This is a genomic window from Mycobacteriales bacterium (genome assembly GCA_036497565.1).
In the GTDB taxonomy this organism is placed as follows: domain Bacteria; phylum Actinomycetota; class Actinomycetes; order Mycobacteriales; family QHCD01; genus DASXJE01.
Window position 1 is genome coordinate 1 of record DASXJE010000071.1, and the last position, 15,169, is coordinate 15,169.

Consider the following 15,169-nt stretch of genomic DNA (forward strand, 5'->3'; position numbering starts at 1 on the left):
GTGTGGTAGCCGCGATCGTGATAGACGAGTGGCGCCGCCGGCCGCGACTCCTCGGCCTCGATCGTCTGTACGACGACGAGGATGTGGTCGCCGACCGGGATCCGCCGGTCCACCTGACAGCGCATCCAGGTCGGGGCATCGGAGAGCCGTGGTTCCCCGGCTCCGAGTCGCTCCCACCGGGTGGGGTGGCCGAACCGGTCGATCCCGCTCGTCGCGAATCGCTGCGCGATGTGCTCCTGATCGTGCGCGAGCAGATTGATCACAAGACTCTCGGCGACGCTCAACGAGGGCCAGGACGACGCGGTCTGAGCGATCGAGAAAGTCAGCAACGGCGGGTCTAGCGAGGTCGAGACCACCGACGTCGCGGTGAACCCGACCGGGCCGGCACCCGCGTCGAGCGTGATCACGGTGACCCCGGCGGGGTGTCGCCGCAGGACGGACCGGAACACGTCGGGGTGCAGGTTGGCAGAGACATCGGACGCGGCCTGGGCGGTCACGGCACGGGCTCCTCGGCACGGGTGAGCAGGAGACTGCGGATGATCCGGCCCTGCGTGCCCAGCCAGTCGGTGAGCACGGCCGGGGTGTCGGGAAGCCGGTCCTCCTCGACGGTCAGGGCACTGGTCGGCGTACTCGCGCCCAACTCGACCAGCAGCGGACGCAGGTGCGCCTCCGCGGCCAGGCGGTGGATCGGCGACGCGGCGACCGTCACCGGGACCGCGACGACCCCGTCGAGCGCACCTGACCCGAAGAGATCGAGAAACCCCTTCAACAGGCCGGTGTAGCTGGCCTTGTAGACCGGCGTGGCGACGATGAGCAGGTCGGCGGACCGCACGGCGTCCAACGCCTCGTCGACACGGGGATGCGGCCGGGTGAAGATCTCACCCTGCAGAACGGCGAGGTCGACGGTCTGCACCGAGTCGTCCGGCCAGCCGAGCAACCAGCTGAGCTCAACGCCGGCCGCGTCGGCGAACAGCCGGGTCCGCGAGCCGGGACGCGGGTTGCCGACGAGTACGACGATGCTCGGCGACCCGCTCATGCGCCGACCGCGGCGAGCTCCGACCGGTCCTCCGACACACCGTCGTCCAGCAGTCCGCGCGCGGCGAGGATCGGCTTCACACCTTCGCCGAACCAGTACGCCTCTTCGAGGTTGGGGTAGCCGGAGAAGATGAACTCGTCGATCCCGAGCGCGTGATACTCCTCGATCCGCTCGGCCACCTCTTCGTGGCTGCCGACCAACGCGGTGCCGGCACCGCCCCGGACCAGTCCGACACCGGCCCACAGGTTGGGGTAGATCTCGAGTTCCTCGCGGCTTCCGCCGTGCAGCGACAACATCCGCTGCTGGCCGACCGACTGGCTCGAGCGCAACTGCTTCTGCGCCTTCGCAATGGCGTCCGGGTCAAGCGCGTCGAGGAACCGCTGAGCCTCGGCCCACGCCTCCGCCGAACTGTCCCGGCTGATGGTGTGCAGCCGGATACCGAACCGGATCTGTCGACCGAAGGACTCCGCGAGCTCGCGGACCCGGCCGATCTTCTCCTTGACCTGCTCCGGACGCTCACCCCAGGTCAGGTAGACGTCGGCGAGGCGCGCGGCGACCGGCAGCGCGGCATCACTGGAGCCACCGAAGTAGATCCCCGGGGTCGGCTCCGGCTTGACGGCGACGGTGGCGCCCTTCACCTGGTAGTGCTCGCCGCTGAAGTCGAACGGCGTACCACTCCATGCGCCCCTGACGATCTCGAGGAATTCGCCGGTGCGCGCGTATCGCGAGTCGTGGTCGAGCCAGTCGCCGAAGCGCTGCTGCTCGACCGTGTCCCCGCCGGTCACCACGTTGAGCAGCAGACGCCCGCGCGAGAGCCGGTGGTAGCTGGCGGCCATCTGGGCCGCCAGCGTCGGGGAGATGACCCCGGGGCGGAAGGCCACGAGGAATTTCAGGCGCTCGGTCTCCCGCACCAGCGCCGCGGTCGTCAGCCACGCGTCCTCGCACCAGGTGCCGGTCGGCGTGAGCGCACCGGTGAAACCGAGGTGGTCGGCCGCGCGGGCGATCTGCGCGAGGTAGTCGATGTCGGGCTCGCGAAAGCCCTTCGACGCCGCCCGGCCGCGGGCGCCGTGGAAGCCCCCGACGACGCTGCGGCCGTCGCCCGAGGTGGTGAGAAACCAGTGCAGTGTCACGGACATCGAGATTCTCCGTCTCGTTCGACAGTATGTGTGCTCAGGACAGCGCGGCGATTTCGGAGTCGAAGCGGTGGTCGACGTAGTCCGAGAACGTCGGCTTGGTGGGAATGACCTTGGCGTTGTAGAAGGCGTCGGTCAGGGACTGCTCGGATTTCAGGATCGACGACGTCAGCGCGACCGGCTTGTCCTCGCTGCGCTCCGACGAGAGCAGCGTCGCCTTCAGGGGCAGGCCGGTCTGAGCTGCGTAGACCGTCGCCCACTGTGTGGGGTGCGAACAGGTCCACTTGTAGGCCTTGGCTATCCGCATCACGTAATCGCGGATTGCCGTGTTGCGCGCCGGGTCGGCGAGCGCGTCGCGGCTTGCGACGTTGAAGCCGAGTCCGTTGGCCACCCCCGTGCCGCTCACCAGAATGCGCGCACCGGCACTGACCTGCGCCTGGGCGGAGTAAGGGTCCCAGACGGCCCAGGCATCGATCCGCTTCTGGGTGAAGGCGGCGTAGGCGTCGGACGGCGCGAGGAAACTCGTCTTGATGTCCTCGGGCGTCATACCGGCCTTCTTCAGCTGCAGCAGCAGATTGCCGTGCGCCGAACTGCCCTTGGCGACGCCCACCGTCTTTCCCTTGAGCTGGGTGACGCTGTGGATGGGCGAGCCCTTGGGCACGAGGATCGTGTCGCCGGCGCCGTTGTCCTGCGACGCCGAGACGATGACGATCTTCGCGTGCGCCGCGGCGGAGAAGATCGGCGGCGTGTTGCCGACACCGCCGATGTCGATGGCACCGGCCGACACCGCTTCCAGCTCCGGCGGTCCGGAGGTGAAGGTCGACCACTGGATCTTGTAGGGCACGTTCTTCAACAGTCCAGCGGCCTTCAGCCGCGCCTCGGCTCCCTCCTTCTGGTCACCGACCTTCAGGGTTACGTTGGACAGCTTTGCGGCGCTCACCAACTTCGGCTTCGGCACCGGGCCCTGCCCGGAGCTGGTCGAGGACGACGAGCAGGCTGCCAGCGCCGCAAGCGCGGTGGCGGCCAGTCCGGCCGTCAGGATGCGGATCATTCGTGCCGGGTGGCGGTCATGCGGCGTCTTCAACGACAACTCCTAGATCGGCGAGAACGGTGCGACGAAGGCCGGCGAGCCGCTCGGGGTCGCGGGGGTGGGAGACGTCGACCGGGTGGTCGGCGACTATGCGCCCCTCGTCGAGGACGAGGACGCGATCAGCGAGCAGCAGCGCCTCGTCCACGTCGTGGGTCACGAGGAGCACCGCCGGTCGGTGCCGGTGCCACAGGTCGGTGACGAGCCGGTGCATCGACATGCGGGTCAATGCGTCCAACGCACCGAACGGCTCGTCGAGCAGCAGGACATCGGGTTCGCGGACCAGCGCGCGGGCGAGGGAGACCCGCTGCGCCTGGCCACCGGAGAGGGTGATCGGCCAGCGGTCCTCGGCGCCGGACAACTCGACCTCGGTCAGCGCTCGCTCCGCGGTCTCCCGGTCGGCCCGGTCGGACGGCATTCCGAGCACGAGGTTCTGCCACACCGGCCGCCACGGCAACAGCCGGGGTTCCTGAAAGGCCATCGAGACCGACCCGAGCACTTCGGCGGTGCCGCTCACGGCCCGGTCGAGGTCGGCGAGAATCCGCAGCAGGGTGGACTTCCCCGATCCGCTTCTCCCGAGCAGCGCGGCGAACTCGCCCGGCCGCAGATCGAGGTCGAGGTCGTCGAGCACCACGGTGTTGCCGAAGGACTTGCTCAGACCCCTGATGCGGACGGCCGCCCGGTCGGCGGGTGGCTCGGCCGACGGGCCGATGGGTTGCGTGGTCACCGAGCGACGTTGGTCTGTCGCCATGCGAGTGCCCTCCTCTCGAGGATGCGGACGATCCAGTCGGACAACAGACCGAGTACCGCGTAGACGACGAGCCCGACGACGATGACGTCGGTCTGCAGGAAGTCGCGGGCATTGTTGATCATGTAGCCGAGCCCGGAGTTGGCGTTGACCTGCTCACTCACGATGAGGGTGAGCCAGGCGATTCCGATTCCCTGCCGGAGTCCGACGAGCACCTGCGGCAGGGCGGACGGGAAGATGACGTGCCGGATGAGTTGCCAGCGGGAGAAGCGGAACACGGTGGCCGCTTCGATCAGCCGGCGATCGACCGCACGCACCGCGCTGTGCACGTTGAGGTAGAGCGGGAAGGTCACGCCCAGCGCGATCAGGACGACCTTCGGCTCCTCGCCGATCCCGAACCAGAGGATGAACAGCGGGACCAGTCCCAGATGCGGCAGCGTCCGCAGCATCTGCAGCGGCGGGTCGACCAGCGCATCGCCCCACCGGTAGAGCCCCGAGAGCAGGCCGAGGACGACACCGGTGATGCAGCCGATGACCAGCCCGAGCACGACCCGGCGGAGCGACACAGCCATCGCATCGCCCAACTGGCCTGACTGGATGAGATGCCACGCGGTGCTGGCGACCGTGCTCGGTGCGGCGAGTTTCGTGGTGGGAATGAGACCGGAGCCACTGGCGATCTGCCAGAGGCCCAGGATGGCGAGCACGCTCACCCAACGGCGAAGATCCGGCCACCGACGGCGTCGGCGCGCCGGCTTGCCGTTCTTCGCCGGGCCGGTCGCATCTGGCGTGGCGCGACCGGCGCTCTCGACGGGGACGACCTCCGGGGGCGACGGTGCCGTCGCGGTGGATTGGGGAAGAGCCATGAACGATCTCCACAGGTCGGGTGACCGGGCAAGGGCGAGGTGACGACGCATGCCACCGGGGTGGCATTTGACCGACGAGCGCCGGAAGAGGGCTGTCGTCTCAGGCGATGGGACAGACCGCACTGGCCTGCCGACAGAGGTCGACATGGCGGCGGACCGTCAGGTCGAGGGCAATCCCTATTAACACGATCGGAAAAGTAGCACATGCAATCGGGACTGTCAGTTCCGCCACCCGTCACGGCCCCCGACTGCACATACTGAAGGTGGTCGGGAGGGGGACCGCATGAGCGAGGATGACCAACGCATCGTCGTCGGGGTCGACGGCTCAGAGCATTCCAAGCAGGCGTTGCGGTGGGCCACGGCACTCGGGGCGCAGCTCGGCGCGAACGTCGACGCGGTGATGGCCTGGGACTTCCCGACGAGCGTCGGCTGGTCGGCGGGAACATACGTACCCGACAACTGGAATCCGGAGGCGGACGCACAGACTTCGCTCGAGACGACGATCGATGAGGTCTTCGGCTCGGAGCGACCCGGCCATCTCAGCGCGACCGTGCAGGAGGGTCACGCCGCGAAGGTCCTCCTCGACCAGAGCAAGAGCGCCACGATGCTGGTGGTCGGGGGTCGGGGACACGGCGGTCTCGCCGGTAGGTTGCTCGGCTCGGCCAGCAAGGAGTGCGCGGAGCACGCGACCTGCCCGGTGCTCGTCGTACACGGCGATCAGCCGCCACCCGCGCCCACGCATACCCACGCTGTGGGCATGGCCACCGACTAGCCTCTGCTCATGGCACGGCCGCCGTTGACGATCGTCGACGCCGCCAACGTGGTGGGCTCCCGCCCCGACGGCTGGTGGCGGGATCGTGCGGGCGCGGCGCGACGCCTGGTCGACAGCATCCGCCGCGGACGTTCCGCCACCCACGACACGGTCGTCGTCCTCGAGGGCGCGGGCCGAGGCGGGGCGCCCACCGGAGATCACGACGGCGTACGGGTCGTCCATGCGCCGGGATCCGGCGACGACCAGATCGTCGAGCTCGTCCGCGCCGAGTCCACGGCTCCCGACACCCGCCCCGTGACGGTCGTGACGTCCGACCGGGGGCTCCGCGGCCGCGTCGGAGCGCTCGGTGCGAGCAGCGACAGCCCGCGCGCCTACCTGAGTCGGGTCGAAGATGCCGCCGCCCCGCCCACCGGCGAGGACGAGGCGGAGTAGGTGGCGCGGCCCGGCCTGCCGATGCTCCACGGAATCCTCCCGCTGCAGCGGTCCCGGGTGCCGATCGACATGCTCGCCGGTGTCACCCTCGCCGCGCTGAGCATCCCCGAGGTGCTCGGCTACGCGAAGATCGCGGGAATGCCGGTGGTCACCGGCCTCTACACCCTTCTGCTGCCCATGGCGGTCTTCGCCGTACTCGGCTCGTCCCGGCATCTCGTGGTCGGCGCCGACTCGGCCACCGCCGCGATCCTGGCGGCGGGACTGGTCGGTATCGCGGCCGCCGGGTCACCCCGGTATGTGCAGCTCGCCGGCCTTGCCGCACTTATGGCCGGGGCGCTGCTGCTGCTCGCGCGGGTGACCCGGCTCGGCTTCCTCGCCGACTTCCTGTCCCGGACCGTGCTCGTGGGCTTCCTGACCGGCGTGGGGATCGAGGTCGCGTTAGGTCAGTTGCCAGACATGCTCGGCGTACCGAAGCGTGGTCGCGAAACGATGAGCATGGTCGTCCACACCGTCCGCGAACTCGGGCAGGCGCAGCGGAACGCCATTCTCGTGGCGGCGGGGGTCATCGTGATCGTCATCGGCGTCCGCCTGCTCAACCCACGGATCCCCGGGGGGCTGATCGCCGTCGTCGCCGCGATCACGGTCAGCTGGGCGGCAGACCTCGCCGCGAAGGGGATCCACGTCGTGGGCTCGGTACCGCGCGGGCTGCCGGACCTGACGGTGCCGACGGTGCACTGGCACGACGTGTCGCTGCTCTTCGGTGTCGCGGCATCGATGTTCGCCGTGATCCTGGCGCAGAGCGCGGCGACGTCGCGGGCCTACGCCGCGAAATACGAGGAGGAGTTCACCGAGGATGTCGACCTCGTCGGCCTCGGTGGCGCCAACATCGCCGCCGCCTTCACCGGGACCTTCGTGGTCAACGGGAGTCCGACGAAGACCCAGATGGTCGACGGCGCGGGCGGGCGGAGCCAGCTCTCCCAGCTCACCGCCGGCGGGATCGTGCTGTTGGTGCTGGTCCTCGTCACCAAGCCACTGGAATACCTGCCTACCGCGGCGTTGGCGGCGGTGGTCTTCCTGATCGGGCTGCAGCTGATCGACGTACACGGCCTGCGCCGGCTTTACGCCGTACGCCGTGCGGAATTCGCCGTCGCCGTGCTCACCACACTCGCGGTCGTCCTCCTCGGCGTGGAGCAGGGAGTCATCCTCGCCGTACTTGCCTCGATGGTCGATCACCTCCGGCACAGCTACAGCCCGCACAACAGCGTCCTGGTGAAATCGGCCGACGGGCACTGGCGGTCAGACCCCATCTCCAAGGGCGCGCGTACGGCGCCCGGCCTGGTCATCTACCGCTTCGGCACGAGCCTGTACTTCGCGAACGCGGCCCGCCTGGTCACCGACGTCGTCGGCCTGATCGGCGACGAGCCGCCGAAGTGGTTCTGCCTGGACGGCGCGGCGATCGGCGATATCGACTTTTCCGCCGCCGCAGTGTTGCTGCAGATCTGCGAGAAGGCGAAGAGGCGTGGCAGCCGGCTCGTGCTGTCGAACATCATCGTCCCCGTCCGCCACCAGCTCGATCGCTACGGCATCACCGACGCCGTCGGATCGGACGCCTATTTCGCCACCGCCGGCGAGGCCCTGGAGGCCTTCGAGGCCCAGCACCCGGAATCATCGGCGTAGCCCGCCCCGCTGCCATTCCGCGTGAACGTCACGTTCAAGCGCTCTAGCCGCATCAACGTCACGTTGACGCGGAATGCAGGGCGGGCCTGGTCAGGTCAGCGGGTCCACTTGGTGTTACGCATGGCGACCTCCCTCCCTGGGACGGACCTACCCCAAGGAAGGTTGGCCGACGCCTGCGCGGGACGCTTCACCGGGTGGCTGATGCCGCCCGGTGACGGAGGCCCAGGCCGACCCCGAGAGCGGTCACGACGCAGAGCGCGGCGTTCACCGCGATGGCCGTCGTGAGCCCGGACAGCACCGCTCCGGGCGTCACACCGCCGAGCCCGGGTCGCCCGCCGAGTCCGCGCTCGCTCTCCTGCGTACACGCGAACGCGTCGCCTTTCGGAAGATCCCCGTGCCGTAGCTACCGGTTACTGTTCGAGCCGAGGCGCCGTCGCCGATGGGTCAGTGCGGACCGACCGGCTGCCAACCCTCACCGCAGGGGCCGCCACCGTCGGCGGTCTCCGGCACGGCAACCTCGTCACCGGCCGGGGTCAGCATGGGGTTGTAGAACTTGGCGATCTCGACGCTGGACTGCGGGACGTAATGGAAGATCAGCGACCGGCGGAAGCGATCGGTGGTCCGGTTCGGACCGGAGCCGTGCACCATGCTGCCGTGGAAGAAGAGCACGTCGCCGGCCTTCATCTCGGTCTGCACTCTCTCCATGTGGTCGGGGACCTTGACCTCGTTGGCCGAGAAGGACTCGTTCATGTCGGCCTCACCCGGACAGGCCAATTCGTAGCGATGCGAACCAGGCACCACGGTGAGCCCGCCGTTGTCGCTGTCGCAGTCGTCGATCGCGATCCAGGCGGCGATGCAGGTCTCCGGGTGGGCGCGCAGGAAGAGGTTGTCCTGGTGCAGCGCCTGGCCGCGCGCTGAGGGCGGCTTGAAGTAGAACATCGACTGCGCGGCCAATGGCGGCCCGATCATGTCGGTGACCCGGCCGATCAGCCGCCGGTCGAGCATCAGCCGCCGGGCGATGCGGCCGATCGGCATGTCGGAGTGTCGGTGGGGATGCACGAATCGCGGGTAACGGGCGAGTACGTCGTCGTCCGGGACGTGGTCGTCGTGACCGAGCGACCGGTCGTGTTCGACCTGGGTCATGAAGACCTCACGGATCTCGGCGACCTCGTCAGGAGTCAGCGCCGAGCGCACCTGGACCACGCCGTTGCGGTCGTACTCGTTCGCCAAACCGGCCTCGGCGTCGAGAACGATATTCGTCACACCAAGCTCCTTCGCGTCTTTTCGGCAGGCCGGGGTTGATGGTAGCGGTGATCATCGTCGCGCGGCCGTCACGACGAGGTCAGCTGCCTTTCCCCCGCTCGTCGTCCACGCCCGCTCCCGCGGCGGCGCTCGTCGCCACCGTCGTGGCCCACTCCGCCGCGGAGCGGCCGGCGAGCTGCGGCACCTCCTCCAGAGCGACGAATGCACTGACCGCAAGTTGGAAGGTGGCGTTGACCGCATCGGCCAGGTCCATGGTCGACGCGACGACCGCGGCGGCACGGTTGTCCCGGCGCGCGGCGTCCGCCAGCTGCACCGCCTTGGCCCACGGCGGGCGGCCCCCGGGCACCAGCTTCACGTCCGGCTGGGCGACCACCTCACGCAGGAGCGATTCGAACGGCTCCTCCAAGGCGGTCGCCGCGAGATCGACGGCGACGATCCCGGCGTAGGTGAAGGCGTCTGCGAGGCGCGGAAACATCCCGGCCTCGACGAACTGCTCGACGAGGATGTCGCGCCCGGCCTGATCACCCCGAAGGTGGGCGGCGACGATCGCCACCCCCCGCTGGGTGAGTCGACTCTCCTCTGGCGTCATCGCTCCCTCTCCGCGCCGCTGTCCACTGCCCCAGCCTAGGCGGGCGGGTTCCTCACCCGGCGAGGCGAGCAGCGAGCCAGTGCCGGGCGATCCGGGCCTGCCCGGCCTGGAACGCGCGCACCGTCGGGAGCCCCGGCGGAGCCGGTCTCAGCGAGCTGTGGGTGAAGAGTCCGGCGATCGCCGCGAGAAGCACGAGGACGACGTCCGGGTCGGCAGCGGCCGCCGATCGGTGGCGGGCGAGCAGCCAGTCGAGATCGGGGCCGCCCTGCATGCCCACGCTGGGCGCGAGGCCGAGGACGTCGAGGACCGGCGCGCCGCGGCGGGCATGCGGCCAGTCGACGAAGGCGACTGTGCCGTCGGAGCGGATGAGCAGGTTGTCCGCACGCAGATCGAGGTGCAGCAGCGTGTCGCCGGCGGCGACGTCGACCCACCGGTCTTCCAGGGCGACGAGCCGCTCGAGGTGCGCCCGCGACCAGTCGTCGAGCGTGGCCGGGGTCCGGTCGTACAACGACCGCCAGCCGCAAAAGAGACCTGGTTCGTCCTCGACGGTCCTAGCGTCGGAGACCGGGCAAGGAGTCAGCGACTCGTGCAGGTCGGTCACCGCGTCCAGCACGTCGGCCAGTTCGTCGGGACGCCAGGGCAGCGTGGGGTGCCGGCCCTCGATGTCCTCGTAGATCAGCGCGACCCACTCCCCGTCGTCGTGGACGCCGAGCAGCCGCGGGACGGGCACATCGGGCGGCAGGGCCGTCGTGATCCGGGCCTCCGTGCGGTGCAGATCGGGCGAATGGCGGTTCTGAGCACTGCTCAGCGCCTTGACGAACACCCGCCGACCGTCATCGAGCGTGACGCGGGCGGCGAGTCCCGGGGAGAAACCGCTCGGCTGAGTCACGGCGACAGCCACCCGGCCGCCGATCTCCGCCTCGATCGAGGCCCGGACCGGGGCCGGCACCTGCTCCCACGACAGGCGCAGGCCGCGGGCGGGCGGGACCGGCGTGATCACGCCGCCATACTGCCCGCCGCGCCGTCAAGCGGTCGACGCCTTATCATCGTGGCCACAGTCCAGGGGCTAGTGCCGAGGAGCGATCCGTGAGCGACGAGCGCGACGGGCCGGCTTGGCCTGAGGACGACACCGCAGACCGGCCGCCACCCCGTAACGGGATGCCGGTCGCCGCGATGTTGCTCGGCGTGGTGTCGCTCGCCGGCGTCTTCCTGTTCCGGTCGGTCTTCATCAGCGTGATCGCCGGCCTGCTCGGCCTCGTCTTCGGGATCCTCGCCTTCCGCCAGGTCAAACGGGGCATCGCCGACAAGCGGGGCTTTGCGATCGCCGGGATCGTCCTCGGCGCACTCGGCCTGGTCGTGTCGGTGGTGCTGCTGGTGCTCTCGTACCACCTCTACAGCGACTGCAAGACCAAGCTGGGCCACTCTCCGAGTCAGAGTGAGCTCACCCAGTGCGTGAAGAACAAGGTCTGACGCGGACCGCGCCCGCCGGTCGGTGACCGGTCAGTAGCGCGGTCGGCGCCGGGAGTTGAAGAAGTCGGTCGACGGCTTGAGCCACAGCAGTACGACGATGGCGATGTCGACAAGCAGGCTGATGATCCCCAGGCCCTTCGTCGTCCCGGGGCCGGCACCTGCGAGCCCCGACAGCCCGCCGACGATCCCCAGCCCGAGCAGGACCGTGGTGACGATCCGCGCCCAGTTCCGGCCTCGACGGACCTGCAGCGCGAGCAGCACGTAGAGCGCGGTGAACACGATGCCGACGACGATCGCGATCGCCCGGGCGACGTTGTAGGCCGAGTTGATCTGGGCATCGGTGTAGGACGTGTTGGCATTGCGGATCGCGTTGATGAACCCGGTCCGGTCCGCCAGCTGGACGATCGCCGTGATCAGCCCGACAAGCGCGGTGATGATCATCAGAGCCGATGCCCAGTTGACTTCCTTGGGCATGTCGAGCGGGGTCGGAGCAGGCGGCCGCTGGCCGTAGCCCCCGTACTGCCCCTGCGGGTACTGACCGGGCGGGGGTGTCTGACCCTGCGGATACTCGCCGGGCGGCGGGTACTGCCCCGGCGGTGGGTATTGGCCGGGCGGGGGGTACTGCCCCGGCGGCGGGTATTGGCCGGGCGGCGGGTACTGCCCCGGCGGCGGACCCTGGCCGGCCGGCGGCGGCGTACCCCCTGACGGCGGCGGCGTCGGCGCGTTGGGGTACTGCGCCGGATCGTCTCCACGCCGGTCCGGGTCGTCCTGCGAGCCAGAGCCGTAGCCGGTCACGGTGTCCTCCTCGTGGCGGGCGGTCGCCCAGTCGGAACGGGGTCGGAACAGCTTGGCATGAACGACCCCGCCCGTGCAGCACCGGTCACCGGCGCGCCGACTAGGGCGGGGGCGCCCCGAGCGACTCCCAGTACTCGTTGAGCTGTCCCTGCACCTTCGGGAACCAGATGAACGGGCCGGCGAGCGGGATCAGCATCCAGAACCCGGTCAGGCCGGACACCTTGCTCTCCCGACCGGTCAACCGCATCATCTCGTTGATCTCGGCCGGCACCAGGAACACGGTGACGATGCCGATGAGGAAGTACAGCAGCAGACCCAAACCGCCGCCGACGCCGATTCCGCTGTGGTCCTTGACTTCCTTCTGGGTCTGGTAGACCCAGTAGAAGCAGTAGATCCCCAGCGTCACGATCGCCAGCAGGATGCTCATGCCGATCTTGCGCGTCTCACCGAGTGGACCGGTCGGGCCCGGGTAGGCACCGTAGGGCGCCTGGGCCGGGTAGCCCGCGCCACCTTCGGGGACCGCCGTACCGACCGCCTCAGCGGGCGGCGCCGAACCGGGGTCTGCGTCGGCCGACATCGAACCGGCGTCGTCGGGCGTCGACGCTTCCGCGGTCGGCAGCCCGGTGTCGGACTTCTCCGGCTCGTGCGACTCGCTCGGCTGCGGCGCGTCCGAGGGCGGCGATCCAGGCTCTGACATGGCAACTCCCCAGTAGAAAACCAGCGTCGCACGGAAGCATCGCCATGCGCAGGCGTCCGACGAATCGGGCCGATCCACCGAATAACCGCCGACGCCGAAGGGCGTGTACTCCAGTCACTCCCGCCACAGTGGACGCACGGTGGCCAGTGTGCGGCGGTAGCGCAGGTAGGCCTCGTCGTAGCTGTCCCGTGTCTCGGACCGGGGCGCGACGGTGCGCGATCCGGCCCGCCACTCCTGCTCGTCGACCGGCTCGCCGAGCGCGGCCCAGGCCACCATGACGGCGCCACGGGCACCGACCTCCGGTTCGGCCGGGACGTGCAACGGCCGGCCGATCACGTCGGCGAACACCTGCGTCCAGGGCGCGGAGGCGGTGCCGCCGCCGCAGACTGCCAGCCGTCCGGCCAGCCCGGCCTCCTCCAGGCAGTGCCGTGCCGCGAAGGCGATGCCTTCGCAGACAGCCCGCACGATGTCCGCGCGGCTGGACTCCAGCGACACCCCGCCGACCTGCGCGCGCGCCCGGGTGTCGACGAACGGCGCCCGCTCGCCGGACGGCGACAGGAACGGGAGCGCGGACACGCCGCGGGCGCCGGGCGGACTGTCCGCGAGCAGCGGACCCAGGTCGGCGACACCGAGACCGAGCAGATCGAGCAGCCACTCGAGGCTCGCCGTCCCGACCATCGCCGGCATCGCGCGCAGCCACCGGCGCGGGTCGGGCACACACAGGAACATGCCGGCCGGCTCCCGGCCGGGGTCGATGTCGACGGCGTCGGTCAGCACCTGGCAAGCCAGCGTCGTCCCGATCGTGAGCAGGCCCTCGCCCGGTTCGGCGATCCCGCTGCCCAACGCACAGGCCGGCAGGTCGAACGGCCCGCAGGTCACCGGGAGCCCGAAGGGTAGGTCGAGCAGCGCCGCACCGCGCCGGTCGAGATGCAGCACCGTGCCGGATGGTGCGGGAGCGGGAAGCAGCCTGGTCAGGTCGGCGAGTCCGCAGGCGGCGATCGCCGCGGCGTCGTAGCGACGGCTTTCGACGTCGAGGAACGGCAGCGACGCGTCGGAGGCGTCGACGGTGATCGTGCCGGTGAGCCGCTGCGCGATCGCGTCGGTGCAGTAGCCGGCGACGACCGCGCGGTCGAGCGCGGCGGGTTCCTCGGCCGCCAGAGTCGCGAGCAACGGGCCGTGGCAGCCCGGGAACATCCCCGACCCGGTTCGGCGGTAGACCTCGTCAACGATTCCGTCGGACCGCCAGCGTTCGAGCAGCGGACCGGCCCGGCCGTCCAGCCAGGAGATCGGCGGCCGGGTGGCGTGCCCGTCGGCGTCACGGAGCCACAGCCCGTCGCCCTGGCCGGTGAGGGCAAGGGCGGTAACCGGTTCGGGCAGGGCCGCCGCGACCTCCTTGACCACGGCCGCGACGGTGTCGACGACCTCGTCGAGGTCCTGTTCGGCCTGACCTGGCGCGGGCCGCAGGAGGCGGGTCGGTTGGCTGGCCGCGGCGACGGCCCGGCCGGCCCGGTCGAAGGCGGCCGCCTTGGTGACCGAGGTGCCGGCATCGACACCGATGATCATGCCGGGCCGGCTCCGACGTCCGGGTTGGCGAGGTGCCGCAGCGGCTCACCGCGGGCGAGCCGCCCGACCTCAGCGGCGACGATCCGCGCCGCGCGCTCGGCCGTTTCGCGCGTGGCGCCGGCCAGGTGCGAGGTGGCGACGACGTTCGGGAAGTCGCGCAGCGGCCAGTCCGCCGGCGGCGGTTCGACGTCGTAGACGTCGAGCGCGAGCGCGCCGAGCCGGCCGGCCCGCAGCGCGTCGGTCACGGCGGCGTAGTCGAGCAGGCCGCCGCGGGCGGTGTTGACCAGCACGGCGTCTGCGGGGAGCAGCGCGAGCTTGTCGGCGTCGATGAGGTTGCGCGTCGACTCGGTGAGCCGGGCGTGCAGGCTGACCACGCGGCTGCGCCGCAGCAGGTCGTCGAGCTCGACGAGTTCGACTCCGTCGGCGGCGATCCCGGCCGGGTCGGCGTAAGGGTCGGCGACGAGGACGTGGGCGCCGAACGCGGTCAGCACCCGGGCGACGATCCGCCCGATCGCGCCGTAGCCGACCAGCCCGACCGTGCTGCCGTCGAGTTCCGTGCCCGCCTCGTCGTAGGCGTAGAGGTCGCCGCGCCACTGGCCGGCCTTCAGGCAGGTGTCCGAGAGCGTGATCTTGCGCATCGCGGCGAGCATCAGCCCCACGGCGAATTCGGCGGCGGCGGCCGCATTGCGGCCCGGGGTGAACGTGACCGCGACGCCGTGTCTGGTGGCCGCGGCGAGGTCGACGTTGACCGGGCCTCCGCGTGCCACCGCCACCAGCCGTAGCTCCGGGTCCGCGGCGAAGACGCGGTCGGTGAACGGCGCCATCTCGGTCGCCACCGCCTCGGCATTGCCGAGCGCCTCGATCAACTGCTCCTCGGTGCCGCTCGCCTCGTGGACATTGCCGACCGGCCCGAACGGCTCGTGCGGCCAGGGCAGAGTGAGTTCGGCAATGTCCAGCTTCGTCTCGCCCAGCTCGGCGCGCAGGGCGGCGGCGAGCAGGGCGTTGCTGACGAACTGGTCGCCGGCGGTGAGGACTCGCAACCGA

At 70.3% G+C, this 15,169-nt stretch carries 17 protein-coding genes; 4 read left to right on the forward strand and 13 right to left on the reverse strand.

The window, feature by feature from the left end:
* From VGH85_06070 to VGH85_06095, 6 genes are all read right to left on the reverse strand, one after another.
* On the reverse strand, positions 1-497 hold a 497-nt coding region (locus VGH85_06070; protein HEY2173364.1), incomplete at its 3' end, for a flavin reductase family protein.
* On the reverse strand, positions 494-1,036 hold the full coding sequence (locus VGH85_06075) for an NADPH-dependent FMN reductase (GenBank protein HEY2173365.1): 543 nt from the start codon (positions 1,034-1,036) through the stop codon (positions 494-496). The genes VGH85_06070 and VGH85_06075, both read right to left, overlap by 4 nt.
* Complete coding sequence (locus tag VGH85_06080) at positions 1,033-2,172, reverse strand: LLM class flavin-dependent oxidoreductase (GenBank protein ID HEY2173366.1); 1,140 nt, start codon at positions 2,170-2,172, stop codon at positions 1,033-1,035. The genes VGH85_06075 and VGH85_06080 overlap by 4 nt, the downstream gene beginning before the upstream one ends.
* Positions 2,173-2,206: 34 nt before the next feature.
* Entirely contained in the window at positions 2,207-3,220 is a 1,014-nt protein-coding gene (locus VGH85_06085; protein HEY2173367.1) for an ABC transporter substrate-binding protein, read from the reverse strand.
* A 16-nt stretch (positions 3,221-3,236) separates the two neighbouring features.
* Positions 3,237-3,968 (reverse strand): ABC transporter ATP-binding protein, encoded by a 732-nt coding sequence (locus tag VGH85_06090; protein ID HEY2173368.1) that lies wholly within the window; start codon positions 3,966-3,968, stop codon positions 3,237-3,239.
* 11 nt (positions 3,969-3,979) lie between these two features.
* On the reverse strand, positions 3,980-4,867 hold the full coding sequence (locus tag VGH85_06095; GenBank protein HEY2173369.1) for an ABC transporter permease: 888 nt from the start codon (positions 4,865-4,867) through the stop codon (positions 3,980-3,982).
* 283 nt (positions 4,868-5,150) lie between these two features.
* Between VGH85_06095 and VGH85_06100 the strand changes: the two genes are divergently transcribed.
* The 3 genes from VGH85_06100 to VGH85_06110 are packed head-to-tail and all read left to right on the forward strand — an operon-like array spanning position 5,151 to position 7,748.
* Positions 5,151-5,639 carry a universal stress protein gene (locus VGH85_06100; protein HEY2173370.1) on the forward strand — a complete coding sequence of 163 codons (489 nt, stop codon included), beginning with the start codon at positions 5,151-5,153 and terminating at the stop codon, positions 5,637-5,639.
* Positions 5,640-5,648: 9 nt separating this feature from the next.
* The gene (locus VGH85_06105) at positions 5,649-6,071 is read left to right on the forward strand and encodes a hypothetical protein (protein ID HEY2173371.1); all 423 of its coding nucleotides are present in this window, start codon (positions 5,649-5,651) and stop codon (positions 6,069-6,071) included.
* Positions 6,072-7,748: a SulP family inorganic anion transporter gene (locus tag VGH85_06110; protein ID HEY2173372.1), complete on the forward strand. Its 1,677-nt coding sequence runs from the start codon at positions 6,072-6,074 to the stop codon at positions 7,746-7,748.
* 444 nt (positions 7,749-8,192) lie between these two features.
* Here VGH85_06110 and VGH85_06115 read toward each other — a convergent pair whose 3' ends face one another.
* The 3 genes from VGH85_06115 to VGH85_06125 all read right to left on the reverse strand — a co-directional run bounded on the left by VGH85_06115 (position 8,193) and on the right by VGH85_06125 (position 10,600).
* Positions 8,193-9,011, reverse strand: a complete 819-nt coding sequence (locus tag VGH85_06115; protein ID HEY2173373.1) for a phytanoyl-CoA dioxygenase family protein — start codon at positions 9,009-9,011, stop codon at positions 8,193-8,195.
* 79 nt (positions 9,012-9,090) lie between these two features.
* A complete protein-coding gene (locus VGH85_06120; protein HEY2173374.1) occupies positions 9,091-9,600 on the reverse strand; it encodes a hypothetical protein in 510 nt (169 codons plus the stop codon).
* Positions 9,601-9,652: 52 nt separating this feature from the next.
* Positions 9,653-10,600 carry a hypothetical protein gene (locus VGH85_06125; protein HEY2173375.1) on the reverse strand — a complete coding sequence of 316 codons (948 nt, stop codon included), beginning with the start codon at positions 10,598-10,600 and terminating at the stop codon, positions 9,653-9,655.
* Positions 10,601-10,686: 86 nt separating this feature from the next.
* Here VGH85_06125 and VGH85_06130 point away from each other — a divergent pair, with 86 nt between their 5' ends.
* Positions 10,687-11,070, forward strand: a complete 384-nt coding sequence (locus VGH85_06130) for a DUF4190 domain-containing protein (GenBank protein HEY2173376.1) — start codon at positions 10,687-10,689, stop codon at positions 11,068-11,070.
* A 30-nt stretch (positions 11,071-11,100) separates the two neighbouring features.
* Here VGH85_06130 and VGH85_06135 read toward each other — a convergent pair whose 3' ends face one another.
* The 4 genes from VGH85_06135 to VGH85_06150 all read right to left on the reverse strand — a co-directional run bounded on the left by VGH85_06135 (position 11,101) and on the right by VGH85_06150 (position 15,165).
* The gene (locus tag VGH85_06135) at positions 11,101-11,865 is read right to left on the reverse strand and encodes a hypothetical protein (GenBank protein ID HEY2173377.1); all 765 of its coding nucleotides are present in this window, start codon (positions 11,863-11,865) and stop codon (positions 11,101-11,103) included.
* 100 nt (positions 11,866-11,965) lie between these two features.
* Positions 11,966-12,562 (reverse strand): DUF4234 domain-containing protein, encoded by a 597-nt coding sequence (locus VGH85_06140; protein HEY2173378.1) that lies wholly within the window; start codon positions 12,560-12,562, stop codon positions 11,966-11,968.
* A 114-nt stretch (positions 12,563-12,676) separates the two neighbouring features.
* Positions 12,677-14,125: an FGGY-family carbohydrate kinase gene (locus VGH85_06145; GenBank protein HEY2173379.1), complete on the reverse strand. Its 1,449-nt coding sequence runs from the start codon at positions 14,123-14,125 to the stop codon at positions 12,677-12,679.
* Positions 14,122-15,165, reverse strand: a complete 1,044-nt coding sequence (locus tag VGH85_06150) for a 2-hydroxyacid dehydrogenase (GenBank protein ID HEY2173380.1) — start codon at positions 15,163-15,165, stop codon at positions 14,122-14,124. Before VGH85_06150 ends, VGH85_06145 begins: the two co-directional genes overlap by 4 nt.
* Between the last annotated feature and the right edge of the window lie 4 nt (positions 15,166-15,169).